This window comes from Bacillus sp. AFS041924, assembly GCF_002577195.1.
GTDB lineage: Bacteria > Bacillota > Bacilli > Bacillales > Bacillaceae_G > Gottfriedia.
The window spans coordinates 39,621-64,651 of record NZ_NULG01000057.1 but is presented as its reverse complement, the minus strand read 5'-3'; the positions used below and the strand labels follow the sequence as shown (position 1 = coordinate 64,651).

Genomic DNA, 25,031 nt, shown 5'->3' with positions numbered 1-25,031 from the left:
TCGAGACTAATTGAAATGGAAGGTGCGAAGACTCCTATGGGAAATGCGGGAAACTTGAGACCCCTAAAGGCTTGCTTAAGGAGGCTCAGGGTCACGCCCAATGGAAAGCGAAGTACCTGGAATGGAAAAATCAACATTCTTTTTTTACAGAGCCAAATAATAAAAAAATAGACCTATAAATATTTTTATGGTCCGTCATTTTTTTGTTAACAGTATTATGAAAACGGTTTAATGACATAAACTTTATGCTACTAGTAATGTAGTTCTTAAGTATAATCGGATAATAAATATTTCTTTTTCCTTAATAAAAATAGTAGGATTAAATTAAAATTAATAGAATAATTAAAATAGGACAATAAAATATGTCTTGGAGGAGAAAACATGAAAATAGCTTTTCTTATTATTGATATGCAAAAAATATTTTTAGAGGATAAAAAAGAGTCGTTGAATGTTGAATCTGCTTGTGAATATATTAACTATGTTGCTAGTCAAATTCGATCTAAAAATCATTTAGTTATACATGTTCAAGATATTGAAGGGGCAGATGATATTAATTCAGATTTACTTTCATTCATTCCAGAAATAAAAGTTGAAGAACAAGATATTTGTATGACTAAGGAAGACTCAAATGCATTTTGGAATACAGAATTAGAACAGATTTTGAAAGGAAATGACGTTAAGTTAGTCATAATAGCTGGATTTGCAGCAGAACATTGTGTTCTATTTACTTACAATGGAGCTAGTGAGAGGGGATTTAAACCAGTCATTTTACAAAATGGAATCTTAAGTACTAAAAGTGATGTGATTACTCAAACCTATCGTGATCGAAATATTATATCTTACAATGTAGTGCCATTTATTGTATAAGTAGTAAAATATTGTTCGATTAAGTATGAATAAATGATAATTGGGGCTCTAAAGTCAAATTACTTTTTAGGCCCTACTTTTATTATCCAGGAAAGTATTTTAATTCCTTCGAAAAAAGCACAAAAAAACCACAAGAGTATTAATTTTCTTGTGGTTATCTATATACTTTCTATATTTTATTAATGAATGCGGATTAGTTCATAAATATCATTATCAAAACGAACTCTCGTATGTTTGGATTCAATCCGTTCAATTTCATCTATTTCTTCCATCAATTCACCAAACCACCAATACTTAATCTCTGTTAATAAATTAGTAAGCATTTTATTCCCCCTAGTTTGAATAATGCCTTAACACTATTAGATTATAAACCCACTTTTTTAAGCACAAATTAATCTGATGTAAAAGATCATGAAAGATTGAAAACTTTTTATGAAGATAAAGATGATAACTTTGTCTATTTGCAAATAAGGATTTGAATCAAAAGTTGTATGGAGTGGCGACCATCGATTAAGTAGAGTCTATTTTTCTACTAGACTCAATAAAAATAAAATTGGAATTAATTAAAGGGAAATTATGGATAAATATAGAATACTAATAATACCTCAAAGATTTATCCTTTATGTATAAATCCTAATAAGGAGTTGGTATACATGTCCAAATTTAGATTAATTCCTTACAAGTTGGAAGAAGTTAAAGACCATACTAAGGAAGTACCACCTGGAGTTCTTTTAATTGAAGCTAAGTCTATTTGGGAAAAAGGGTGTCAAGGGGAAGATGTTGTCGTAGCAGTTATTGATACGGGCTGTCAGACAGACCATCCTGATTTACAAGAGCGGATTATTGGTGGATTTAATTTTACAGAAGATTACGGTGGGGATCCTAACGTATTCTTAGACAATAATGGTCATGGAACGCATGTTTGTGGTACAATCGCTGCTTCTGAGGATGGACAAGGTGTAGTAGGCGTGGCTCCAAAAGTTAAACTTCTCGTTCTAAAAGTGCTATCTGGTGCTGGGGAAGGAAGCATTGAATCAATTGTACAGGCAATTGATTATGCGACTAATTGGAAAGGTTCTAATGGCGAAACTGTTCGAGTGATGTCAATGTCACTAGGTGGTCCAGAGGATGATTCTTCGTTACATGAAGCGATCCAAAGAGCGGTGGAACAAAATATTGCCGTTGTATGTGCAGCTGGAAACGAAGGAGACGGGGATGGATCAACGAATGAATATAGTTATCCAGGTGCTTACGATGAAGTAATTGAAGTAGGCTCTGTAAGTCTCGAAAAACGATTATCACGTTTTAGTAATACGAATAATGAAATTGATTTGGTAGCGCCAGGAGAAAAGATTTTGTCGACATATCCGACAAATCAGTATGCTGTTCTTTCAGGTACATCAATGGCAACACCACATGTTTCAGGGGCTATTGCATTATTAATTCAACAGTTCGAGTCTGAGAATAATGAGAAAATTACAGAAGCAGACATATTCGAACTTTTAATAAGTCATACGGTACCCCTTGGATACAGCACGTTTGAAGAAGGGCATGGACTATTAAATCTAGGTGTAAATGTTCCTGCAAAAACTGGAATGTAATATAATAAAAGGTAAAGTCCCGATAGTGTTGCTAGACTATTCGGGACTTTTTTTGAGTAAAAAATAAATTATCTATACATAGAGGTGAAATTGATGATTAGTAATCAAGTAACTGAGCTATTAAAAATAAAATATCCAATAATACAAGCACCAATGGCTGGTGGAATTACAACTTCAAATTTGGTAGCTGAAGTTTCCAATTGTGGAGGATTAGGCACAATTGGAGCGGGGTACATGACCGCTTCACAAATGCGTGAACAAATCATTGAGTTAAAAAAGTTAACCTCTAATAGCTACGGAATTAATTTATTTGTTCCAAACGATTTTATGCTTAACGAGAATGAAATTTTAAAAGCTAATAAACGATTACAACCATTTAATGAAGAATTAAATATTAAGCAAAATGACAGCATTAGAGTTCAAAATTTTAATAGTCTTCAAGAAACATTTCAAGAACAGATTAAAGTGATCATAGAGGAGAAGGTTCCAATTTGTTCATTTACATTCGGTATTCTATCAAATGAAATAGTAAAAGAGTTAAAGTTGCATAATATCATTTTAATCGGAACAGCTACTACTGTAAAAGAAGCTGTAGAAATCGAAAAAGTTGGGATGGATCTAGTTGTCGTTCAAGGAAGCGAAGCGGGTGGGCATCGAGGTAATTTCATAAATGACAGTGAGGAAAGTTTAATTGGATTAATGTCATTAATTCCACAAGTAGTTGATCATGTTAATATTCCTGTAATTGCGGCAGGTGGAATTATGGACGGAAGAGGTTTAATCGCTTCACTTAGCTTAGGGGCAAAAGCTGTTCAAATGGGTACTGCTTTTTTAACAAGTTTTGAAAGTGGAGCGCATGAGGTACATAAAGATGCCATTCTAAATGCTTCAGAGGACCAAGTAGTTTTGACCCGCGCATTTTCAGGGAAATGGGCAAGAGGGATCGAAAATAAATTCATTACGGAAATGAGAAATAATGAAGCCGATTTACCTCAGTTTCCTGTTCAAAATACGATAACTCAATCTATAAGAAAAGCAGCTTCTTTACAAAATAACAAAGAATTTATGTCACTTTGGTCGGGTCAAAGTCCTAGACTATCTAAAAAAGACTCGGTAGAAAACTTAATAAACGGAATTATGGATGAAGCAAAAAAAATAGTAAGTAAATTTTAGTAAAAAATATATGAAATGGAATTGTTTAGGAAGAAAGTAATCAACCAACAATATTTAAGTACTCATATAAAAATTAATTTTTCTGTCTAGGAGGTATTATGAATTATTGTGAAAGTATGAGAGAAAAAATTGGTAATGCTCCTTTAATAATTGTTCGACCAAGTGTTGCCATCTTAAATCCATCAGGTGAAGTATTACTTTTTCGATATGAAGAAGGTATTTGGGGTATTCCTGGAGGTATTCTACAATTAAATGAATCGGTTGAAGAATGTATTAAGCGTCATGTTCATGATGATATCGGTCTAAAGCTAAATTCACTTTCTTTATTTGGTGTCTATTCTGGGTTAGAATTACTAAATAAAGTTGAGGGAAGCGGGGATGAATACCAAACTGTTGCGATTGGATATATTTGTACTGATTTCGAAAATGATATAAAACCAGATCAAACTCAATCAATTGAAGCAAAATTCTTTCATTTAGATCAATTGCCTGATGAAATTGATCCGTTTATCAAAAGCCAGTTAAAAAAATTAAGTTTTAAATGAATAAAAAAAGGTTTTTAGTAGTAGCTCTTTTCTATATGGCTACATTAAGAACCTTTTTTGTTTTTATAGAAGCTAGTAAGGATCCAGCTGAATTATTTTAAAAGCATACGATCAATATACGATTTTATAGCCTCAATATGACCAGATACTTGTTCTACTCTAATTTCATCTTTTTTTAATTTATCTAATGACTTTTCTAAGACCGTTTTAACATCTGATTGAGGGATAACAACTACCCCATCCGCATCTCCAACAATAAGATCGCCTGGGTTTACTGAAGTACCGCCACAAGATATTGGAACATTAATTTCGCCAACGCCAATTTTTCCACTTGCAGCTACAGTAGTTCCTTTACAAAATACTGGAAAATTTAATTTTTTCGTACCGATTACATCACGGATTACCCCATCAACAACGATCGCACTAACCCCCATTGTTTGAGCCATTCCAACAACAAAGTCCCCTGCAATTGCTCGGTACTGATCACCTTTCGCATCAATCACAATTACATCCCCAGGATTTGCTTCTCGGATTGCTTTTAATACAGCCAAATTGTCACCAACAGGAATTTTAACAGTTAGTGCTTTACCAGCAAATTTATAATCTTCTTTTAAAGGTTTAATTGAAGGATCCATATTATTTAGGCCATCCATTACATCTGAAATACAAGTAGTTGGTATATTTTTAAATTGATTAATCATAAAAATCACTCCTATAAAAATCATTTATTTAATGAAATTATATAAATAATTTGATATCGAGAGAATTTTGAAAAAGTTATGACACTCAATAAAAAATAATTATTGAATTAAGAGAGGTAGCAAAAGATTAATATCGAATAAATAAAGTTGATAATAAAAAAATAAATCTTTCATCAGATTATAAATAAAGAAATGTTGGATGTTGAATTCAAAATACTTTCTTAATAAGTTCCTATAAACTAATACGAATCATTATCAATACATTATTGATAATATTTTACATTTAACTATTTTTAGAACTATCTTGTTTCATTTAATTGAGATTGCCTGAGAATGTAATGTAACATGTTTGACTTCATTTTTTAATATATAGATACATCCTTGTATAGTAACATTTAATTAAGGAGTTGAGGTGCTTGAGAAACAAAACTAAATACGTTTATATAACACACAAGGTCAAAATAGAATCCACAGAAAAATTGGAGAAGCTATCACAACTTACAGGAAAAACTAGTGCTGAGTTAATCGAGAAAATGATAGAAGAAATGTACGATTTACATATAAATCATAAAGTCAATGAAAAAGATCTTAATGAAATGATTAACGACGAAATTTTAGTTGAAGATATTACCGATCAAGAAATAAGAGAAGCAGAGCAAAGATGGCGAAACTCAAAACAAGGTATTAAAGATTTTAGTCAAAGAATGGAAGATTGGAAGATGGAAGAAAAAAGGAAAAACGCGGAGAAAGCAAAAGAATATAAAAAGAAAATAGTTGATTGGGCCAGAGTCTGGGAAGAGTATTTAAGAAATTACTCAACTTCAATTAAGAAAAATAAAAAACATAATTTTAAATATTTCAATCCAAATGATAGTGCTGAAGTATGGAAGAAACAAATGAGAGAATATACAAAGCTATGGCACCCAGATTATGCACCAGATAATGGGAATCCTCAGAAATTCGGTGAAATGAAAGCTGAGTATGATATATTAAGAGGTAAAATTCCGACTGAAAATTATAGTTTATAAATGTGAAATAGATCTAAAAACATATTCAAATAAAATTGTTATCACTTTTACATAAAAAGAATCAATAATCGTTTTAGTTCTATAAACAAAAAAAGTAGTGGTGCACATTTTTGCTCCACTACTTAAGTTAACTTCTATGCTTAATCTTCTTTTGCACTATCCTCGGCAATCACTCTAAGCTCTTGATAAAAAAGGTCATGATTACACTCTGGATTTTCACCTTGTTTATATTTATCTACAATTTCAAGTAATTCACCAGTATCGCCTTTTGCATTGATAATTTCTAAGACCTGATTCATATCATCAGTATATTCATCTTCTTTTTTCATCTATTACCCTCCATTCACATTTGGATGGTAATTATTATTTGCAAGCTTTATGAAAAAAATAGATTAATTTTGAAATATAATAACAATTGTAAGTTTAAACAAAACTTAAGTTCACAACAAATGTATTTTTGAGATCGACTCAATAATGATTCAAAGCCCGCCACAATAATTGCATTTCAACATTCATTTATATTTGAATTTTTTAGTTAATTAGTATAATTTGGATATAAATTATGTTTACAGAAATACTATTGTGTAACTATATACGAATATACAATTTGGAAATGTAAACATGAATGGACGAAAAACGGTGGGGGATTAAAAATGAACTTTAATGAAGAGCATAATCGAAAAAATACAAACAGTACTAAGTGGGACTCAATTGAACGAGTATTTGGATGTACTGATGTTCTCCCTTTATGGGTTGCAGATATGGACTTTGCTTGTGCACCTGAAATTGTAGAAGCTATAACCAAAAGAGCACTACATCCTATTTATGGATATGGACATATTCCTGAAGCTTTTTTTGAATCAGCAATAAACTGGGCAAATAAGCGTTATCATACAACGATTAAACGTGATTGGTTAACAAATGTACCTGGAGTGGTTCCTGCGTTGAATTTAGCAATTGATGCATTCACAAAACCTGGTGATGATATCATCATTCAGCCGCCGGTCTACTTTCCATTTTTCAGTACAATCAAAAATAATGGAAGAAACATAATAGAAAATTCTTTAATTGAAGAAGATGGCTATTATTATATGGATTTAGAAGATCTTGAAAATAAAATTACAACGAAAACGAAAATGATTATCTTATGTAGCCCAGCAAATCCGGTTGGAAGAGTATGGACAAAAGAGGAATTATCGGGTTTGTTTAAAATTTGTAAGAAGAATAAAATTGTTATCATTGCAGATGAGATTCATGCTGATCTAGTGTATAAGAAAGGTACGCATACACCTTTTTATTCATTAAGTGAAGATGCTGCAAATATGAGTATTACCTTTATGTCGCCAAGCAAAACCTTTAATATTGCTGGCTTATTTTCGTCGCTAGCTGTTATTCCAAACCAAGATTTATTTATTGAGTTTACTCATGCAATTACTCGTTCGAGTTTAGAGAACTTAAATATATTTGGAATCGAAGCAGTTATTGCAGCTTATAATGAAGGCGAAAAATGGTTAGATGAATTATTAATCCATTTAAAAGGAAACGCTGAGTATATTCATAATTTCTTAAAAACAAATATTCCAGAAGTAAAAATGAGAGTAACAGAGGCTACTTATTTAGGCTGGTTAGATTTTAGAGGCCTAGGACTAAGTGGTGATGAATTAAACGAATTTATGATCAATGATGCTAAATTAGGTTTAAATGAAGGGCGCGGTTTTGGTCTAGATGGTGATGGTTTTATGAGATTAAATTACGCATGCACAAGAAAAACACTAGAAGAAGCTATGACACGGTTAGAGAAGGCTGTTAAAGCATATAAATTGAAGGTTTAATAAAATTAGACTTGATAAGGAGATGGTATTTATGACGATGAAAGTTACACCATGTATAGTTATGAGTGGTAATGCAAAAGAAGCAGTCTATTTTTACGAAAAAGAACTAGAAGCAACCATTCTTAATTTGCAATCATACGGAGAAATGCCAATTCCTTGTCCAGAAGCGTTAAAGAATAGTGTAGCAAATGCAATTTTAAAAATCGGCGAAAGTGAGATTATGTTATTTGATGCGCCAATACAATCTAACTCAATGGAGGACTACGACTGTGAACAAGAGAAAATTGCGCAAAAAAAAGTTGAGGTAACGATCAATCTTTCAATCGATCACGTAGAAAAAACGAGGCGTATTTTTAATTCCTTACAACAGGGTGGAAATGTCATCGCTCCGTTAGAATCAGTACCATTTAGCCCTGCCTTTGGAACAGTTAGGGACAAGTTCGGCGTAACATTTATATTAGTTACCCAAAAGTAATAACAACTAATTTAAAAGATTGGTAGTTTTAATAGATTTGGTTATATAGATTAGGAGGCTTGAATGAATAAAATAAATACTGAATTAGTTAAACAATTAATAATTGAACAATTTCCGAATTGGTCTGATTTAGATATAAAACCTGTTAAATTAAGTGGCAATGATAATAGAACGTTTCATTTAGGAGAGTCTATGAGTGTAAGATTGCCGAGTGAAGAATGCTATGTTCCTCAAGTTGAAAAAGAGCATTTTTGGTTACCAATTTTAGCTCAGAAACTGAGATTACCAATTTCTATACCGTTAGCTAAAGGTAAACCTAGCAAATACTACCCTTGGCCATGGACAATCAATCAATGGATTGATGGTGAAACGATAAATAAAGAAAACATAAGTGATCTAAATCAATTCGCAACTGATCTAGGGCAATTCTTAAATGAATTACAGTCAATTGACGCTAGTGGTGGGCCAATGGCAGGAAAGCATAATTTCCATAGAGGCGGAAATTTAGCTGTCTACGATAAAGAAACTAGAGATTCAATTGAGAAAACGAAAGAGTTTTTTAATGAAGATTTATTAATAGAAATATGGGAAACATCCCTCAACTCTAAATGGGTACGAAACCCAGTATGGATACATGGTGACATTGCCCCAGGGAATTTACTTGTTAAAAATGGAAAACTATGTGCTGTCATTGATTTTGGAATACTCGGAGTAGGTGATCCATCCTGTGACGCTGCAATGGCCTGGACATTTTTCGATGAGCATAGTAGAAAAACTTTTAAGGAAGTTTTAAAATTTGATGAAAATACTTGGAACAGAGCTAGAGGATGGGCTTTATGGAAGGCTTTGATTACTTTTGATGCGAATAAAGATTACAGTTCAATAATAACAGATGAATCATTTAATACGATTAATGTAATCATAAAGGATTTCAAATCTAATAATGTATGAAAAATACGAGTTGCTTTCATTGCAGCTCGTATTTTTTTATTTATCGTTCGGATTGATGATTTCAACAGGCAAGCGCTCGCTTTAATGAATGATTTATAAGGAAAAAACATGAAAGTATTAAAAATGGTTCATACTAAAATTGAAATGTATGTAACAGTTAATTTAAATTTAAAATCTATCACATAGCATTCTAAGTGCAAATCACCTTTCATGTTTTAGTGAATATGAGGTGATCAATTTGAAAATATATTCTATATGTGAAACTGCAAGGAAGATTGGAATAACTGAACAAACAATTAGAATTTGGGACCATGTCAATAAATTTAAAGCATTTCATGTTTCTGTTGGAGATTTTACATGATAATTGCGATTGAATTGACAGATTTCTCATAAGGAATTGATGTGGTTAAAAAATTAGCTGTTTGTTCAAAAGAAAAAGAAAAATAGTAATATGACAATCGTGCAGAGAAAGGCTGAGAAACACCTACGTAGGTTGCAGCGTCATGTGTTTCTCAAAAATATGTAATGAAAAAGGAGGGAAACCGATTTGCCAAAACGAGCAACATTATAAAAATCGAAAACAAGATACGACACCTACATAGACGGTATTCAATTATCAGAAATAATCATCTTCATCAAACAACAAGCGATATAGTGAAAACCTAGCCATATCGAATTGTAATGGAAATATTCAACATTAGGGCAATGATGAGGAATTATCATCGCGCAAAAAACATTGCGAATCAATGTTTGAATGATTAGAGCAAATATGTAACCCGAGTTTATTTAAACTGATAAATGGTACCCAACTTCAAAATGTGCACCTATTGTGGATGTTCAAGAATTCAGATCGAGAATATAATTTGTTCTTGTAGTAATGAAATGGATTGGGATTTGAATGCTTCTATAAATCTTGCGCAATTTCAATTAGCTGGATTCTTATTGATTTTTATAAAATTTTGGCAACGGTAATCCGACAATGTTACAAAAATTATTAGCTAGTTTTTTATTATTGACTCAATCCGTAGATCTTCCTAACAGCTTAACAGTTACTCAACAGGGCCATCCAATTGCTGTAGTTAACCGTACTGATTTTACAATGACACTTCCAGGTACACCGATGATAAACGATAATAAGTTTAATCAATTTATTGAAAAACTAGATCAACAAATTTACCGTAAACCGATTAATGCCTCAATCAATGAAGAAGGACGGATTGTTCCAGGTCAGGTGGGTTATAAGCTTTATCGAAAAGAATTTAAGGATAAATTTACTACATATTTTTATGGAAAAGGACCATCTGTCATTGAAGTACCAGAGATAGATATATACCCTAAAGTGGATAGTGAATTACTTGCTCACATTAGAATTCAACAAATAGGACAATATGTAACCTACTTTAATTCCAATAATACAAGTAGAGTACACAATATTTCACTTGCAGCAAAAGCAATTGATAATTACGTAGTTTTCCCAAATGAAATTTTTTCTTTTAATGAAGTAGTCGGAGAGAGAAGTGGAGCAAAGGGATATAAACGTGCACCAATTATTGTTAGAGGTGAATTATCTGAGGGCGTTGGTGGCGGTATATGTCAAGTGTCGTCAACACTGTTTAATGCAGTTGATCGCGCTGGTCTAAAAATTATTGAACGTTATTCCCATAGTAGACGAGTACCTTATGTACCCCCAGGACGTGATGCTACAGTTAGTTGGTATGGACCAGACTTCCGATTTCAAAATAAATATAATCAACCCATATTAATTAGAGCAAAACAATATGGTGGGAGCATGGTTGTTACGTTACATTCTTCAGATGTAATTAATTATGAAGTAAAGAATGTGCCAATCGCACCAAAGCGTTTACCAGAAGAAATAAATACGGAAGATGACAAACATTTTTCTAATCCTTCTAGAAAAGGAAAAATAGTGCCACCGCATAGTTCGGTTGGGGATTAATAGTATTGAGCAATTACATGGTAAACCCACAAGGAAAAATTAAACTTGTGGGTTTTTTGTGTTTTCGTGAATCTGAATTAAGTCTAATAAAGTGATAAATAAACTAGATAAGCCAATATTTCAACGGAGTTCACAACTTTATCAATATTGTTTACTTGGTGTTCGCTGATTGGGTTACATCTTTTAAACTCACAGCAAATACCTGAATCCCGTCCGCACGGAAATCCGTCTTTTATGAACAAAGAACGCCACTTTATGCACGAAAATCCTTACTTTATGATCAAAGTTCACAACTTTATGAATAAAGTACAAAATTTAATCGTATTTTTGGGAGCACTCCCCTGTATCTCACAAAAAATTAAGTGAAATCTATTACTTTCAACCCTAGACTTATAGAACCTAAGAATTTAGAATGATAAGAAAGATTGGAAAACAAAGGAGATTTGCATGACAAATAGAGCTTTTTTATTTGATACGAAGGATATGGAACGTAATACATTACCTTATTATTACGATTATGGGAAAATAATTTCAACGATTCAAAATAAGCTATATGATACATTTGGAGCTGAATTCCAGATGTATTCAGATGAGGAAACAACAAATGAAATTTGGGAAATTCTCGAAGAAGATCTAAAAGAAGAATCGAGTGAGGTACAATTAATCAGCCATATTTATAAAGAGCTTGAAACAAAAACTATTTCTTCGAATCACACTGAAAAAACAATGGAACTCATCATTAAACCTAGAGTAGAAAACGGGTTATATTATTATCCGAATTATGGCGTAGCATTATCAAAAGCAATGATATTTGAGGCTGATAATCAGTATAATAGAGACTTAATTTTTGCTAATAATGATGCGTGTCTTTCATCCTTTTTTCAATATGTTCTTAAAAGAAAACGAGATTATATCAAAAATTATGTAACCGTTTATACGGATACAGATGACGGTGTAGACACATCAATTGAAAATATTACTAAAATGGTTAGAAGAGAAGATGTGTTTTTAGAGGAATCATTAAAAAGAGAAATTTATCGATCAATTGATCATTTCTTTAATGAAGGGCGAGGTTTCTTTAAAACATATGATATACCATATAAACGAGGATTTTTATTATATGGAAATCCGGGTAATGGAAAAACGACATTAGTAAAATCCATCGCAAGTAGTATTAATGCACCTGTTGCATATTGGCAAATCACTGAATATACATCAAGTTATACGATTAAGGAAGTTTTTAGTTCAGTGCTAAAATTAACTCCGATGGTATTGGTAATAGAAGATATTGAAAGTATGCCAGCTTCAGTTCGCTCAGTATTTCTAAACACGATCGATGGTGCAACTTCTAAAGAAGGTTTATTTTTAATCGGAACGACTAATTATCCAGAAAGAATTGATCCGGCGTTAATGAATCGCTCTGGTAGATTTGATCGAGCATATGAAATTAAACAGCCAACGAAAGAAATGCGTTCTGACTATTTACTGAAGAAAAAGTTAAATCGAATCTTAAATAATGAAGAAATGCAGTTGCTAATCGATTCAACGAATGACTTCTCATATGCTCAACTAAATGAGTTATATATCTCAATTATTATCGAGTGGGATTGTGAACAAAAAGTAGATATCATTCGCATTTGTGATGAAATGAGATCAATTTTACACAAACAGAAAAAACAAAATTGGGAAAAGAACCAAGCTGTTGGATTTAATTTTGAATAATTAAAGAGGGATTCACTATTCAAGTGAGTAAGGGGTAAGAAAATATCCTAAAGATAGAAGCCGAATTGTGCTTCTATTTTTTTATGATATTTATTAATAAAAACAATGGATATTTAGTAGCAAATACTTAGTAAATTATTTATTTATTCATTCTTCAATAGTATTTATATAATCTCTTATAGCTTTTTCTGTCTTTTTTCTATAAAACCATTTGATAAATAGAATTGGTTTCAATAGATTTAACATTTTTGCCAATTATTGTCTCACCTTCTTTGTATGATAAATAGTCATAGAATAAAACTAGTCATTATATACATTATGCATTCCTTTTCTATTAGACAGTGTGATTAAACTAGTTAGTATATGATTTTTCTGACAGTTTAAATAATGCGATTACCTACAGTAAGAAAGTTGAATAAGCATCTCTTCGTTTGATTTGTTCTTATTTAAGTTAACTAAATTTTTGACTGCTTGTTGTATTGCTTCATTTTCACAAACTATCCCAATATATTACATCATCCTTCCAAGTATAGCTAACTAATACAGTTCCAAATCTATCACTTCTTTGAATGTTTATGGATTATACTCGTAAGAACAACTCTCTATCTTCATCATTTTTAGAATAATTGAGGCTACAACAATATATTGTCGAAATAACTTATGTTAAGTGAAGTTTACAAGTAAGGTAAAAAAATAATACTTTTAATTTCATTTTTGAATAAAGTTAAACGAGGAAATAATTAAAGTTTACTAATTTTCAGAAAAAATTGATTGAATAACGACATTAGTGTCGTTATAATTAAATAAAAACGACACTAATGTCGTTTTTAGGAGGTGTAAGTTGATGAAGGGGATCATGAGCAATAAAGGTTTCTTGACATTAATGACAGCTCAAGCAATTTCTAGTATAGGAGATTGGTTGAGTATTGTTGCGATAATAACGCTTGTTGGGATTAAGTGGAATGCAACGCCGATGGAAGTATCATTTATTATTTTATGTCTCGCTGTTCCGATGGCTTTATTAGGTCCAATAGCAGGGACGATAGCAGATCGGTTTGGCCGAAAATATTTAATGGTTTTATCTGATGTTGTTCGAGCGGGATTATTTATTGTGCTTGCGCTAGCAAATACCCTGTGGATGGTCTATATTTGTTTGTTTACAATAGGCCTGTTTTCAGCTATTTTTAATCCTGCAAAAAATGGTAAGTTAAAAGAATTAGTTCCAAATGATGAAATAAAGGGTGCTATGTCGATAACGACTATGATTGACTCTGCTACAAAAATTTTTGGACCGATTTTAAGTGGAATACTCGTATCGGCAGCTGGTACAACGCCAGTATTTTACATTAATTCAGTGTCATTTATTATCTCTGCAATCTTAATTTTCTTCCTACCAAAAGTTGTTGAGCAGATTAAAGTAGAAAAAGTAAAAGATAAAGACAATTCTTCCTTTAAAACTGAATTTATGGAAGGAGTTTCATTTATTAAAGGAAATACTCAAATTTTAGTTGGTATGTTATTTTTAGGTTTTAGTCTCTTAATCTTGCAGTTATCAGATTCGCAAATTATAGTTTTAATTAGAGAACTTAAAAAAGCATCACCAGGTTTATTTGGTTATTTAGTAACTGGATCTGGAGTTGGAATGTTTTTTTCTAGTTTAATGTTAGTGAAAAAAACAAATTATCGCGCCTATACTTTAATGTTAATGGGAGTTTGTGGAATCGGATTTGGTTTTGGTATGATGACTATATTTACGCATATTAATCTTAATTACTCAATTATTTGGGCGCCATTATTAGGGCTATTTGCAGGATTTGCAGCTGGTTTAGTTTTTGTTCCATTCCAAGCATCAGTTCAAGTAGACACACCTGTTGAGTTAACTGGCAGAGTATTTGGTGTAATTGGAAGTGTAACAACTACAGCTACAATTATCGGACCTTTATTAGGAGGTTGGCTATCAACAATAATAGGCGTTATTCCAACATTTATAATATCTGCATCACTTTTAATAGTTGTTTCACTAATAGGATTCTTAACAAAAAATAGAGTAGAGCGGGGGAGGAAAGATGTCTCCGAAAGTCAGCAAGGAGCACCAACAGCAACGTCGAACTAAAATAGTTGAAGCAGCAAAACAAGTTTTTATCGATAATGGCTACGAAAAAACGACTATGAAGCATGTGATGGATGCTTCAAATGTTAGTAGAGGTGGCTTATATCAATACTTTTCTAATAAAGAAGAATTGTTTGAAGCGATTTTAGCAGAGTCACTAGCGAGAGTATATGATGAAACATCAGAAATGTTGAATCAAAAAGTCGATTCTTATTGGGAATTACTTTTATTGAGATTGTTTGGTAAAAGTAGGGTGCCAAATGATAGAATGGATCCTTTGGCTCCAACTACTTTAGAGTTTTTTATTACCGGTCGAAATGATGATAGAAGAAGAAAATATGGAAAAGAACGTTATAATTTTGGGATTAAAATCTATTCTGATGTCATTAAAGAAGGTCAAAAAAATAAAGAATTTAGCTCTAAGTATGATAGTGAAGTATTAGCAAGAATGATTGTTTCATTTATTGATGGACTAGCGCTAGATTATGCAATCATTTCGAATGAAGAATTGATGATGAAAGAGCAATCAATCTTGTTTGTAGAATTTTTAAAAATGGCTCTAGAAGTCTAATGAAAAACGGGTTGTTATTTAGTTAACAACCCGCATGTAGAATCAGAAAAATTATTTATTTTACATATTCCAAGTCTTTTCTCCATCGATATCCTTTTTAAGTTAAATTAAATATTAAACATTACTGCCCGATTAATCGTAGTATTTGAGATTCGATTATTCTTTTCCACACACATTTCAACTGATACGGAAAATAAATTAGCATTCGGCTTTAATGCTTCAACTCCTCGATATGGTATCCATATTCACATAAGTATCATTTTCATTTGCATGAAATGCGACCTAATTTGCCAGAATTAACTAAGGTTGATTGGGGAGTTTGGAAAGGGTTTCTATTTTTGACTTGGATGGTTATGGTATTGGTTTTGGTTCGGGCCATAAAATTGAAAACTAAGATTATGGCTATACTATTGATGAATAAAGGGGTGGTTAAATGAATTTTCGATCGAAGGAACAAATTTTAACGGAGCAGCCATCAATTGAAAGAAAAATTGAATTTAGAGGAAATAAATACAAACTAATAAATACAGTTCACGATGTTTCACACGGTGGGCTTGAAGATCTTACATGTTATACATATCGAAATGAAACAGAAAATGCAGAGCTATTGCTATATGTACAAAAAGGAAAAATCGTCATTGTTGAACCTTAATATTTGGGTTTATAAGCTGTCTGGTATACAGGCAGTTTTTATTTATTAAAACTAAGGAAAAATTTTTAGATAAATAGAGAGGGTATGTTGATTGAAAAAAATCATTGTCTTAATCTTAATACTTTTTTTAACTGCTTGTTCGAAGGGAAGTGCAGTTGAATCATTAAAAAAAGAATATCCTAAAACGGTGAAAGCAGTATTTGAACAATTACCTAAAAATGTGCAAAATGAAATAACCGTACCTGAAAAACTACCCTTTATAGCAAAGAATGTCTCGATGGATGTACAAAAAAATCAAGGAAATGGATCGATTAATTTTACAACGATAAATTATTCAAATGGAGAAGAAGAGGTCATAATGTACATCACAACTTATCATCATAAAAAGTCATCCATCTCAGGTGATACTGGACAATTGAAAACAACAAAACTAAAAGATGGTACTAAAGTCTTAATCGTATCTGATGATGATAATACGAAAACAATTCGTTGGAAGAAAGATGGGCTTTATCGATCTATATCAATTCTTTTTTCATCGGAAACTGGAAAGCAATATTCCATTAAAGATTTGCTAAGAACAGCTAATTCGATGAGTAAGTAATATATGATGTAGCCTAAAAAGGAATTAAACGTAAAGACCTAACTGAAAAAGGGAACAATTCCTTATAGATGAAGTTTACTTAGGATTCCGTAAAATTTATAAATAAATTAAGACCGCCAATAAATTGACGGTCATTTTTTTAGTGATTTTTAACCTCATTAAGAGCTTCAGTGTTTGATTTACTAGGGGCAAAATAGCCTTCTGAATTAATTGCAGCAGGTATTGGTTGCCCTTTATTTTTGTTTTTCTTTTTTACATGTGGATTTTGATTGTGACCCATTAATATCACCTCCAAATATAGTATGCGCCACATTTCCAACTTACTTTCGAGATTGTTATTAACAATAAGTGGGAAAGTAAGATGCTATGCAATTTTTTTCTCTTTTTGGGTATTTTTTCTTGAACGATTAAGAATTAGTAAAGCCAAAATAGAAAAGAAAATTGGCCCAGCAATCATCCAAATCGTTGAGTTAAAATCACCTTCGATAGCTGGTTGGATAATCGTAAAAAAGTTTGCAAATCCAACTACTAAAATGACGAGTATGCTTGCAAATAAAGCAGAAGAGTTCGACTTTAAAATTTGAAATGGTTTGTCGATCCGGTTATTTCTTTTAAACATTGGATAGGCAATTCCTAAAAATATATATGGCAAAGTCATTGAAACATTTGTCATTAAAGTTAATTTATTAAAAAATGAAGATGCTCCTTGGCCACCGAAGGAAGTAAGGATGATGATAATTGATACAATTGCAAACTGTACCCACATTGCATTTACAGGCATACCTTTTTCATTCGTCTCTGAAAATTTAGTTGGCCATAAGTATTTTGGAGTTCCTTTTATGATTGTTTTTAATGGTGCATAAATTAAGGTGAAAAATGCTCCTGTATAGGCAAGAAACATTGATAATCCGGTTATCCTTGCAAACCATATTCCAATCGTATCGGATGTACTGGCTGATAAGTTAAATGCTTTACCAAGTTCTAATCCTAAGTTATACATTAAGACATACGTTATGTTACCTAAATTTGTCGAGCTGGCACTTAAGTCATTTGACCAATTTATAAAAATACCAACCAGAAAAATGCCTAGCGAATAACCTATTGAAATAATAATGGCTGAAATTGTAATCCCTTTTGGAAAGTTACGTTCAGCATTTTCCGTTTGATCAACTAATCCACCGATAGCTTCTAATCCACCATAAGCAAAGATTGCAAATACAACGAATGATAAGATAGCAAGGGTCGAAATATAATTTGGATTCGGTGAGTTAGTAAATGCTGATGAAAAGCTTTTAATTGGTTGTGCAAGCTTTCCGCCATTCATTATAAAAATAATGATACTAGTGATTAGCAAAACTAAATTTAATGAAGAAACAGTAATCCCACCAATGGTAGTTACCTTACTAATACTTTCAATTCCTTTGGAAGCGAAAAATGTTACAACTAGCATCCAAAGTAGTGCTAATAACCCAATTGATTGAGTTGAAGAAAGTCCAAATAATGAAAGTGATAGTGTTTTGTCCCTACCAAAAACAAACGTTGAAAGTGGGATCCAAACTTTTGAAGAGACACTAACCATATAGATTACATAAGAAGAGAACCACATAAAAGTACCTATAAAAGCGAATTTAGGCCCAACTGAATCAGCCATCCACGTATAAATTCCACCTTCAGAATTCTTGTATGCAGCTCCGAACTCAGCCATCATAAAAGCAAAAGGTATAAAAAACGTTATAGCCGAGAGCAAATACCATGGAATTGCACTATATCCCATTAAATAAAAAGCGGTAGGTATGTTACCAAAACCATATACAGTCGTAAATACCATTAATATTAATCCAACAATTGAAAGTTTTTTACTCAAGATCTCACCTCAATAAGTAGTCGGTAATGAAAGAATATAACTATTTTCTTCAATATATCGATAAAATATGAGGATATAGGATGGTACGAGCGAGCTTTCTAATTTTTAGGATTAATTAGGTATAGATTAATTCCATTTTTCAAAGGCTAAGTTGATTAGTAATTACTTAAAATTGTATTGTTTAAAAGAGAAAGGATGAAATAAATGAGCTTAAATGAAGTTTTATTTAGAGTTATTTGCTCATTTTTTGTATTATTTATTTTAACGAGATTAATGGGGAAGAAGGAAATTAGTCAATTAGATGTTTTTACATTTATAACCGCTATTACAATCGGAAATATAGCTGCGTCAATCTCGGCAGATAAAACTTTAGATATTGATGATGGCATAATTGGATTAATTGGCTGGGCAATTTTGACGATTTTAATGGGGTATTTAAGTTTAAAATCAAAGACTGCACGTAAGTTTATACTTGGGGAACCAATTATCTTAGTAAGACAAGGGAAAATAATGGAGAATGCTTTAAAAAAAGCTAGATTAGATACTGAGCAATTTCAAGGAATGCTCCGTAATGAAAATATTTACTCTTTAAAAGATGTAGAATACGTCATCTTTGAAATTGATGGAAGTCTATCGGTAATGAAGACAAAAGATGTTAAAACGAAAAAAAATAAAACGTGGAAAAAAACTTTATTATTTCCTACGTCAACTGCGGTGGTATCAGATGGTGAAGTAAACGATGATGCTTTATCAAATTTACATTTAGATAAAAAATGGTTAATGGCCCAGCTTGAAAGGGTAGGTATAACCTCAATTTCAGATGTATTTTTTGTAGAAGTACAAACTGATGGGTCTTTATATATAGACTATCGAGAAGATCATTTAAATGAAGATGAAAATTAATTGACTCACATCCAAAAGCGGATATGAGTCAATTTTGATTTTATTTAATCATTATTCGTAAATAGGTACCCAACCCTCAGTAGTCACAAATAATCTAACTGCTACTACTTTACGATCCTCTGCTAATGTGAAATAGTGGCGTACATTTGGTGGTACAGAAATTAAGTCTCCAGGATTTAAGTTAACATGGAAGAAGCCTTCATTTCCTTCAATAATAAAAGTACCATGTCCACTAACGATGAAGCGAACTTCGTCATCAGTATGATGATGCTCACGATTGAAGTTTTTTAGTAACTCATCAAGATTTGGCGTTGATTCTGAAAGGGTGATAATGTCACTTGCTAAATAACCACGTCTTGATGAAATACTGTCGATTTCAGCTTTGAATGTTTCTAGAATTGCCGATTTTTCTTCATCTGATAAAATAAACTTTTCTTGTAATGAACTATGTAATTGGTCGATATTCCAATTTTCATAAATTACACCTTGTTCTTCTAAGTATGCTTTCACTTCAACATCACTTGTAAGATGATAATCCTTTTTTTCTACCCAAATTGTTGCCATTGGTTGAAACCCCCAATTAATTAATTTTTTATAAATAAATTTTTTTGAATTCCTTGTAATGAGTACTGGAATAGAAACTCGTATGCTTCTAAATGTTTTTTTGCTTCAAATGCGGAATCTGCCCATACTGTAATACCGTGATGATGAATTAATACGGCACCATGATCGTTCTTAATATGTGGAAGGAATGCGTCAGCTAGCGTTGGAATATGTGCATGATTTTTTATAATTGGAATTGTTATTTCTGCATCTTCTTCCCATAGTCCTAGCGCTTTTATAATTTCAATACTTGAAAAAGATAACTCATTCTGGTACGGAAAGTCTTTTGTTATAAAATTATTTGCTAACGTGTGCACATGAAGAACGCATTTTGCATTTGAATGTTGATAAATCAAACGATGCAAAATGGCTTCAGCTGAAGGTTTTTTTGTATCATCCCAAACAGATTGGTCAAATTCATTAACAAGTAAAAAATCATCATAAGTATGTTTTGTTTTATCTTTACCACTAGTTGTCACTAAAAAGTTTAAAGGTTCGTCATTCACTTTAATCGATAAGTTCCCACTAGTACCTAGAAACCAGTCACGATCAGCAAGTACTTTTTTTACTTCACGAATTTCATCATAATGTTTGAAAAAGTCCTTCATACTAGCACCTCCTTCTCTAATGAAGCTCGTATATCATAAAAATTTTCAAAAGGTATAAAAGGTAAAGATAATTCTTCGCATTTATCCTTTAAGAAATCACGAGCAAAAATTAAATTAGCTTCTTTTGCAATTTGTAAGTCAGTAATTGAATCACCGATGACAATAATAAAATCATCCAAATCACTAAATTTTCTCTTTACGGATGGCTTACACATTCCACAGTCATTCGTACAATTTTCATCACATGAATGATCCCAATGAATTTTTACAGTTTGGCCAGTAAAGTCTGTACGATTACATAAAATAGCAGAAGGTGGAAGGTACTCTGCTAAAATAGGATGAACGAAAAAGTCTAATCCACCACTTACAACCTTTAACTCAATAGGTTGGTCGTTTACGAATTGAATAAAATCGGTAAAACCATCACGAATGACCGTACGATTGATTACAAAATCAATCATATCTTGTTTTTTCGATGAAGGAATTGTAGCAAACATTTTCTCAACGCCTTCTCGAATGGATAGATTGCCATTCAATACTTCACTTGTTAATTCACTTACTGAAGGAGGAGCAAATTCCTTAATTAAATTGACGATATTGTCTCCTTCAGTAATTGTTCCATCAAAATCACAAAAAATCTTTATTGCCATTGCTGTTTACCCCCAAAGTTGTAGTGCTTTTTGTAATGATGTATTTGGAAGTGCGTAGTCATTTAGTTCAACACCAGACAATGTTGCTGAAATTGCTTCTCTAAATGCATTTCCACCGCCAATTGGTCCATCAGGATGACCATGAATTCCACCGCCAGCGTTGATTACTTGCTCTATTCCAAAATCTCTAATTAATTGAGGCACAAGTCCTGGATGAATTCCGGCAGATGGTACTGGGAATGTCTCTTTTAATCCATTTGATTCAGTTAGATTTTCAGCAATTTTTAAAGCGGTTTCTTTCTTTAAAGCAACTGAACCATAAGGTGAAGGGAATAAGCTAAAGTCTGCACCTGCAATTCTTAAAAGTTTACCAAGTAATAATCCAGCGTCTATTCCATAAATTGGAGATGCAGTAAATGCACCCGAAACAGCAGGATGAGCCATGATTGGTACATTGATTGAAGGATCTTCTGCTAAACCTTGAAGTACATCAATTCCATAAGAAAATACATTTAATAAAAATACATCTGCTCCAGCTTCTGCAGCGCGTAATGCTTTTTCTTTTAACTCGTATGTACGACCGGTTAAATTCACCGCATATAAAGTTTTGTGTCCTGTTTTTTCATAAACTTGATTCAAAATATTTTTCCCATAGATGACACGATCAGTTAATGTTGTGTTTGTGTCAAAAAGTATTTCGTCGTCTTTAATTAAATCAACGCCACCTAAAGCTTGTTTCTTTAATTCTTCAGAAATGTACGGGATCTCTCTACCAATAATTGATTTGAAAATGCTCATTAATAAAGGGCGGTCATAAACATCTAATTTCTCACGAATGCCTTTAATACCAAATTTTGGGCCGGGAAATAGATTTAATAGGTCATCAGTAAAATTTAAATCGATCAGTTTAATTTCGCCATCAAGAGACAGCTTACCGAAAACTGTTGTTAAGATAGCTGGAAGATCAGCTGAAAAATTTAAACTAGGATAATAGATTTCGATAATTCCTTTTGTAGGTTTATAGCCTAAAAAGTTAACAATATTTTCCTCGCATTCTACTTCTAGAACTGAGAGTACTTTGCCTTTATGTTTTTGTAACTGAATTTGATCATTTTGTGGTAAAGACGTCCATGAACCAACTGTCAAACCAAGTGCAATTGACTCGGCTTTTTTTTCTAAATGATGATTTTTATCATAAACTTGGTAAGTTGCAATAACTCCACTCATTTCATAACCTCCAAAAGTTTTAATCAAACAAAAAACCTCTCCACTAAGGAGAGGTTTACCTACACCTTATCTGTCAGCAAAATGCTGCGAGAATTAGCACCGTGCTATTTTACTAGCCGGTTGCCGGGTTTCATCGGGCTCGGTCCCTCCACCTACTCTGAATAAGTTTATATTTAATTTTGAATTATTAATATAATCGCATTATTTCATGAACAAAACCAATTGTCAAACATTAAATTTTGAAAATATTTCAATTTCTTTTAATCTAGCAATTGCTTCCTTCAGTCGATCTGTGTCAGATAACAGCCCGACTCTTACATACCCTTCACCGTATTCACCAAAGCCATTCCCAGGAGCAACTGCAATATGTGCTTTTTCAAGTAATAGATCAGCAAATTCCTGCGAGGTAAAACCTGCTGGAATTTTTAACCATGCAAAAAAGCTACCTGCAGGCGCAGTTACTTCCCAGCCGATTTCATGACATCCGCTAATAATTACATTTCTGCGCTCTTCATAAAGTGCTAGTAATTGTTTAACACTTTCTTGAGATTCAGTTAATGCAGCAGCGGCAGCTTCTTGTACAGCAGGAAAGATACTAACGTATAGATGGTCTTGTAATAAATTAATTGCTGAAATAACCTCTTTATTTCCTACTGCAAAACCAATTCTCCAACCGGCCATATTATAAGTTTTAGAAAGTGTATAAATTTCAATACCGCATTCTTTTGCTCCAGGTGTTTGAAGATAACTTAACGGTTTTTTACCATCAAATCCAAACGCACCATACGCAAAATCATGACAAACTGTAATTTGATTATTTTTAGCAAGTTCAACAGTATCTCTAAAAAATTCCTCTGTTGCTATAGCCCCAGTAGGATTATTTGGATAATTAATAAATAATATTTTACTAGCATCCAAAATTTCCTGAGGAATTAATTTATAATCTGGTAAAAAATGATTTTGTTCAACTAATGGGAGCATGTAAGGCACCGTTTTAGATAAAGATATACCAGATAAATAGTCAGGATAGCCAGGGTCTGGAACTAAAATAGTATCACCCGCGTCACATAAACAAAGCGGTAGCTCAACTAAGCCTGCTTTTCCACCAAATAAAATGGCTACTTCTTCCTCCGGGTCTAAGTCAACATCATACTCTCGTTTATAAAATTCTACAACCGCATTTTTTAATGAACTCATCCCTCTAAACGGAGAATAACGATGAGTTAATGGATTTTCAACAGATTGCTGCAAAGCTTTTATAATATGATCAGGCGTGGGCTGATCTGGATTACCTTGACCAAGATTAATTACATCATGACCATTACCTATCGACTGATTCACTTTTTGAACTAGTGAAGCAAAAAATTGTTTTGGTAAATTGTTTAATAGTTTACTATGCTTCAAGTTAATCACTCCAAAAATATAATAAATTTAAGCTGACTAGATCGTTTCTTAATCGAATGATTTTCATGAACGACTGTTGCAATAACTTTCACCATCATATATGCTCGATTTAAAAATGTCTATAAAATTTAGAATAGGGTGAATAAATTGTGATTAAAATTGCGTGTATTCAATCAGATGTTATTTTAGGCGATTCAATGTCTAATTTTGAGAACATAAAATCCAAAATTAACGATGCTGTTAAAGAAAATGCTAATGTAATCGTATTACCGGAGTTGTGGACTACAGGATACTGTCTTGAAGAAATTGGGTTGCATACAGGTAAACAAGAAGCGATTATTTCTGAACTTCAGTCGATTGCAAAAACGAATAACATAACGTTGATTGCTGGCTCGTTTCCAATTGCAAGAGAAAATGGTGTTACGAATACGTTAAATATTATTAGCAGTACTGGAGAATTAGTAAAAACTTATGATAAAGTTCATTTATTCCAGCTTATGAATGAGCATCACTATCTTCTAGCTGGCGAGACAGACGGACTTTTTGAAGTCGATGGTTTAAGTGCTGCAGGTTTTGTCTGCTATGATTTACGTTTTCCAGAATGGATTGGTGCTCATTCTCAAAAGGGTGCAAAAGTTTTATTTTTTGTCGCTGAATGGCCAATTCAAAGAATGAATCACTGGGATATTTTATTAAAAGCAAGAGCAATTGAAAACCAATGCTATGTTGTTGCTTGCAATCGAGTAGGAAAGGATCTAGCGAATACGTTTGGTGGAGGATCAATGATTATTGATCCTTGGGGTGAAGTAATTACCAAAGGTAGCACGAATGAAGAAATCGTAATTGGAGACATTGATCCGAAAAAAGTCGATGAAATACGTGGTACGATCCCTATTTTTGAAGACAGAAAAGAAGAAATTTATAAAAAAGTTAAAAAAAGTAATTGACAAATTAAAATTCTTTAAACTAAAATACGATTATAAAAT

26 protein-coding genes and 1 riboswitch are annotated in these 25,031 nt (G+C 32.4%); of the genes, 16 read left to right on the top strand and 10 right to left on the bottom strand.

The annotated features are described in order from the left end of the window. Positions 1-381 precede the first annotated feature (381 nt). Complete coding sequence (locus COC46_RS15465; protein WP_098810670.1) at positions 382-867, top strand: cysteine hydrolase family protein; 486 nt, start codon at positions 382-384, stop codon at positions 865-867. 179 nt (positions 868-1,046) lie between these two features. Here COC46_RS15465 and COC46_RS22275 read toward each other — a convergent pair whose 3' ends face one another. Then, the gene (locus COC46_RS22275) at positions 1,047-1,190 is read right to left on the bottom strand and encodes a hypothetical protein (RefSeq protein ID WP_176545177.1); all 144 of its coding nucleotides are present in this window, start codon (positions 1,188-1,190) and stop codon (positions 1,047-1,049) included. Positions 1,191-1,520: 330 nt separating this feature from the next. Between COC46_RS22275 and COC46_RS15460 the strand changes: the two genes are divergently transcribed. The 3 genes from COC46_RS15460 (at position 1,521) to COC46_RS15450 (ending at position 4,186) form a co-directional block, all read left to right on the top strand. Then, on the top strand, positions 1,521-2,468 hold the full coding sequence (locus COC46_RS15460) for a S8 family peptidase (protein WP_098810668.1): 948 nt from the start codon (positions 1,521-1,523) through the stop codon (positions 2,466-2,468). A gap of 93 nt (positions 2,469-2,561) precedes the next feature. Continuing rightward, a complete protein-coding gene (locus tag COC46_RS15455; RefSeq protein ID WP_098810666.1) occupies positions 2,562-3,641 on the top strand; it encodes an NAD(P)H-dependent flavin oxidoreductase in 1,080 nt (359 codons plus the stop codon). 98 nt (positions 3,642-3,739) lie between these two features. Then, positions 3,740-4,186, top strand: a complete 447-nt coding sequence (locus COC46_RS15450; protein WP_098810663.1) for an NUDIX domain-containing protein — start codon at positions 3,740-3,742, stop codon at positions 4,184-4,186. 92 nt (positions 4,187-4,278) lie between these two features. Here COC46_RS15450 and COC46_RS15445 read toward each other — a convergent pair whose 3' ends face one another. Then, entirely contained in the window at positions 4,279-4,887 is a 609-nt protein-coding gene (locus COC46_RS15445) for an RraA family protein (protein WP_098810661.1), read from the bottom strand. Between the two features lie 416 nt (positions 4,888-5,303). On the opposite strand from COC46_RS15445, the gene COC46_RS15440 reads away from it, so the two are divergent. Then, on the top strand, positions 5,304-5,915 hold the full coding sequence (locus COC46_RS15440) for a hypothetical protein (RefSeq protein WP_098810659.1): 612 nt from the start codon (positions 5,304-5,306) through the stop codon (positions 5,913-5,915). 140 nt (positions 5,916-6,055) lie between these two features. Here the strand turns inward: COC46_RS15440 and COC46_RS15435 are convergent, their stop codons facing one another. Continuing rightward, positions 6,056-6,244: a hypothetical protein gene (locus tag COC46_RS15435; RefSeq protein ID WP_098810657.1), complete on the bottom strand. Its 189-nt coding sequence runs from the start codon at positions 6,242-6,244 to the stop codon at positions 6,056-6,058. A gap of 324 nt (positions 6,245-6,568) precedes the next feature. On the opposite strand from COC46_RS15435, the gene COC46_RS15430 reads away from it, so the two are divergent. The 9 genes from COC46_RS15430 (at position 6,569) to COC46_RS22805 (ending at position 16,786) form a co-directional block, all read left to right on the top strand. Beyond that, positions 6,569-7,747, top strand: coding sequence for a MalY/PatB family protein (locus tag COC46_RS15430; protein ID WP_098810655.1), 1,179 nt, complete (start codon positions 6,569-6,571; stop codon positions 7,745-7,747). 31 nt (positions 7,748-7,778) lie between these two features. Further along, positions 7,779-8,222, top strand: a complete 444-nt coding sequence (locus COC46_RS15425) for a VOC family protein (RefSeq protein ID WP_176545175.1) — start codon at positions 7,779-7,781, stop codon at positions 8,220-8,222. Positions 8,223-8,285: 63 nt separating this feature from the next. Beyond that, a complete protein-coding gene (locus tag COC46_RS15420; RefSeq protein ID WP_098810651.1) occupies positions 8,286-9,173 on the top strand; it encodes an aminoglycoside phosphotransferase family protein in 888 nt (295 codons plus the stop codon). Between the two features lie 979 nt (positions 9,174-10,152). Further along, positions 10,153-11,130, top strand: coding sequence for a VanW family protein (locus tag COC46_RS15415; RefSeq protein WP_098810649.1), 978 nt, complete (start codon positions 10,153-10,155; stop codon positions 11,128-11,130). A gap of 447 nt (positions 11,131-11,577) precedes the next feature. Beyond that, entirely contained in the window at positions 11,578-12,852 is a 1,275-nt protein-coding gene (locus COC46_RS15410) for an ATP-binding protein (protein WP_255294926.1), read from the top strand. An 844-nt stretch (positions 12,853-13,696) separates the two neighbouring features. Beyond that, positions 13,697-14,965 carry an MFS transporter gene (locus COC46_RS15405; RefSeq protein ID WP_255294928.1) on the top strand — a complete coding sequence of 423 codons (1,269 nt, stop codon included), beginning with the start codon at positions 13,697-13,699 and terminating at the stop codon, positions 14,963-14,965. Continuing rightward, on the top strand, positions 14,919-15,533 hold the full coding sequence (locus tag COC46_RS15400; protein WP_098810647.1) for a TetR/AcrR family transcriptional regulator: 615 nt from the start codon (positions 14,919-14,921) through the stop codon (positions 15,531-15,533). Before COC46_RS15405 ends, COC46_RS15400 begins: the two co-directional genes overlap by 47 nt. A 433-nt stretch (positions 15,534-15,966) precedes the next feature. Further along, complete coding sequence (locus tag COC46_RS15395) at positions 15,967-16,185, top strand: hypothetical protein (protein ID WP_098810645.1); 219 nt, start codon at positions 15,967-15,969, stop codon at positions 16,183-16,185. A gap of 91 nt (positions 16,186-16,276) precedes the next feature. Beyond that, positions 16,277-16,786 (top strand): hypothetical protein, encoded by a 510-nt coding sequence (locus COC46_RS22805; RefSeq protein WP_255294925.1) that lies wholly within the window; start codon positions 16,277-16,279, stop codon positions 16,784-16,786. Between the two features lie 139 nt (positions 16,787-16,925). Here the strand turns inward: COC46_RS22805 and COC46_RS22270 are convergent, their stop codons facing one another. Both COC46_RS22270 and yjeM read right to left on the bottom strand, forming a co-directional pair. Beyond that, positions 16,926-17,066, bottom strand: a complete 141-nt coding sequence (locus tag COC46_RS22270) for a hypothetical protein (protein WP_176545174.1) — start codon at positions 17,064-17,066, stop codon at positions 16,926-16,928. A gap of 84 nt (positions 17,067-17,150) precedes the next feature. Further along, positions 17,151-18,650 (bottom strand): glutamate/gamma-aminobutyrate family transporter YjeM, encoded by a 1,500-nt coding sequence (gene yjeM, locus COC46_RS15385; RefSeq protein ID WP_255294924.1) that lies wholly within the window; start codon positions 18,648-18,650, stop codon positions 17,151-17,153. 204 nt (positions 18,651-18,854) lie between these two features. Between yjeM and COC46_RS15380 the strand changes: the two genes are divergently transcribed. Next, positions 18,855-19,553, top strand: a complete 699-nt coding sequence (locus tag COC46_RS15380) for a DUF421 domain-containing protein (RefSeq protein WP_098810643.1) — start codon at positions 18,855-18,857, stop codon at positions 19,551-19,553. A gap of 51 nt (positions 19,554-19,604) precedes the next feature. Here the strand turns inward: COC46_RS15380 and COC46_RS15375 are convergent, their stop codons facing one another. The 5 genes from COC46_RS15375 to COC46_RS15355 form a co-directional block, all read right to left on the bottom strand. Further along, positions 19,605-20,117, bottom strand: coding sequence for a cupin domain-containing protein (locus COC46_RS15375; protein WP_098810640.1), 513 nt, complete (start codon positions 20,115-20,117; stop codon positions 19,605-19,607). A 20-nt stretch (positions 20,118-20,137) separates the two neighbouring features. Further along, positions 20,138-20,764 (bottom strand): methylthioribulose 1-phosphate dehydratase, encoded by a 627-nt coding sequence (locus tag COC46_RS15370; RefSeq protein WP_098810638.1) that lies wholly within the window; start codon positions 20,762-20,764, stop codon positions 20,138-20,140. Continuing rightward, on the bottom strand, positions 20,761-21,414 hold the full coding sequence (locus tag COC46_RS15365) for a 2-hydroxy-3-keto-5-methylthiopentenyl-1-phosphate phosphatase (RefSeq protein WP_098810635.1): 654 nt from the start codon (positions 21,412-21,414) through the stop codon (positions 20,761-20,763). The genes COC46_RS15370 and COC46_RS15365 overlap by 4 nt, the downstream gene beginning before the upstream one ends. Before the next feature lie 6 nt (positions 21,415-21,420). Beyond that, the gene (locus COC46_RS15360; RefSeq protein WP_098810633.1) at positions 21,421-22,641 is read right to left on the bottom strand and encodes a 2,3-diketo-5-methylthiopentyl-1-phosphate enolase; all 1,221 of its coding nucleotides are present in this window, start codon (positions 22,639-22,641) and stop codon (positions 21,421-21,423) included. Between the two features lie 63 nt (positions 22,642-22,704). Further along, positions 22,705-22,809, bottom strand: a riboswitch (SAM riboswitch). 57 nt (positions 22,810-22,866) lie between these two features. After that, positions 22,867-24,051 carry a pyridoxal phosphate-dependent aminotransferase gene (locus COC46_RS15355; RefSeq protein WP_255294927.1) on the bottom strand — a complete coding sequence of 395 codons (1,185 nt, stop codon included), beginning with the start codon at positions 24,049-24,051 and terminating at the stop codon, positions 22,867-22,869. Between the two features lie 143 nt (positions 24,052-24,194). On the opposite strand from COC46_RS15355, the gene COC46_RS15350 reads away from it, so the two are divergent. Beyond that, positions 24,195-24,992, top strand: coding sequence for a carbon-nitrogen family hydrolase (locus tag COC46_RS15350; protein WP_255294923.1), 798 nt, complete (start codon positions 24,195-24,197; stop codon positions 24,990-24,992). The last annotated feature ends 39 nt before the right edge of the window (positions 24,993-25,031 follow it).

What these genes read in the sequence shown, in the direction of transcription:
- COC46_RS15465 (WP_098810670.1), top strand. Translation starts at nt 382, where the DNA reads ATGAAAATAGCTTTTCTTATTATTGATATGCAAAAAATATTTTTAGAG.
- COC46_RS22275 (WP_176545177.1), bottom strand. Translation starts at nt 1,190, where the DNA reads ATGCTTACTAATTTATTAACAGAGATTAAGTATTGGTGGTTTGGTGAA.
- COC46_RS15460 (WP_098810668.1), top strand. Translation starts at nt 1,521, where the DNA reads ATGTCCAAATTTAGATTAATTCCTTACAAGTTGGAAGAAGTTAAAGAC.
- COC46_RS15455 (WP_098810666.1), top strand. Translation starts at nt 2,562, where the DNA reads ATGATTAGTAATCAAGTAACTGAGCTATTAAAAATAAAATATCCAATA.
- COC46_RS15450 (WP_098810663.1), top strand. Translation starts at nt 3,740, where the DNA reads ATGAATTATTGTGAAAGTATGAGAGAAAAAATTGGTAATGCTCCTTTA.
- COC46_RS15445 (WP_098810661.1), bottom strand. Translation starts at nt 4,887, where the DNA reads ATGATTAATCAATTTAAAAATATACCAACTACTTGTATTTCAGATGTA.
- COC46_RS15435 (WP_098810657.1), bottom strand. Translation starts at nt 6,244, where the DNA reads ATGAAAAAAGAAGATGAATATACTGATGATATGAATCAGGTCTTAGAA.
- COC46_RS15430 (WP_098810655.1), top strand. Translation starts at nt 6,569, where the DNA reads ATGAACTTTAATGAAGAGCATAATCGAAAAAATACAAACAGTACTAAG.
- COC46_RS15425 (WP_176545175.1), top strand. Translation starts at nt 7,779, where the DNA reads ATGACGATGAAAGTTACACCATGTATAGTTATGAGTGGTAATGCAAAA.
- COC46_RS15420 (WP_098810651.1), top strand. Translation starts at nt 8,286, where the DNA reads ATGAATAAAATAAATACTGAATTAGTTAAACAATTAATAATTGAACAA.
- COC46_RS15415 (WP_098810649.1), top strand. Translation starts at nt 10,153, where the DNA reads ATGTTACAAAAATTATTAGCTAGTTTTTTATTATTGACTCAATCCGTA.
- COC46_RS15410 (WP_255294926.1), top strand. Translation starts at nt 11,578, where the DNA reads ATGACAAATAGAGCTTTTTTATTTGATACGAAGGATATGGAACGTAAT.
- COC46_RS15405 (WP_255294928.1), top strand. Translation starts at nt 13,697, where the DNA reads ATGAAGGGGATCATGAGCAATAAAGGTTTCTTGACATTAATGACAGCT.
- COC46_RS15400 (WP_098810647.1), top strand. Translation starts at nt 14,919, where the DNA reads ATGTCTCCGAAAGTCAGCAAGGAGCACCAACAGCAACGTCGAACTAAA.
- COC46_RS15395 (WP_098810645.1), top strand. Translation starts at nt 15,967, where the DNA reads ATGAATTTTCGATCGAAGGAACAAATTTTAACGGAGCAGCCATCAATT.
- COC46_RS22270 (WP_176545174.1), bottom strand. Translation starts at nt 17,066, where the DNA reads ATGGGTCACAATCAAAATCCACATGTAAAAAAGAAAAACAAAAATAAA.
- COC46_RS15380 (WP_098810643.1), top strand. Translation starts at nt 18,855, where the DNA reads ATGAGCTTAAATGAAGTTTTATTTAGAGTTATTTGCTCATTTTTTGTA.
- COC46_RS15375 (WP_098810640.1), bottom strand. Translation starts at nt 20,117, where the DNA reads ATGGCAACAATTTGGGTAGAAAAAAAGGATTATCATCTTACAAGTGAT.
- COC46_RS15370 (WP_098810638.1), bottom strand. Translation starts at nt 20,764, where the DNA reads ATGAAGGACTTTTTCAAACATTATGATGAAATTCGTGAAGTAAAAAAA.
- COC46_RS15365 (WP_098810635.1), bottom strand. Translation starts at nt 21,414, where the DNA reads ATGGCAATAAAGATTTTTTGTGATTTTGATGGAACAATTACTGAAGGA.
- COC46_RS15360 (WP_098810633.1), bottom strand. Translation starts at nt 22,641, where the DNA reads ATGAGTGGAGTTATTGCAACTTACCAAGTTTATGATAAAAATCATCAT.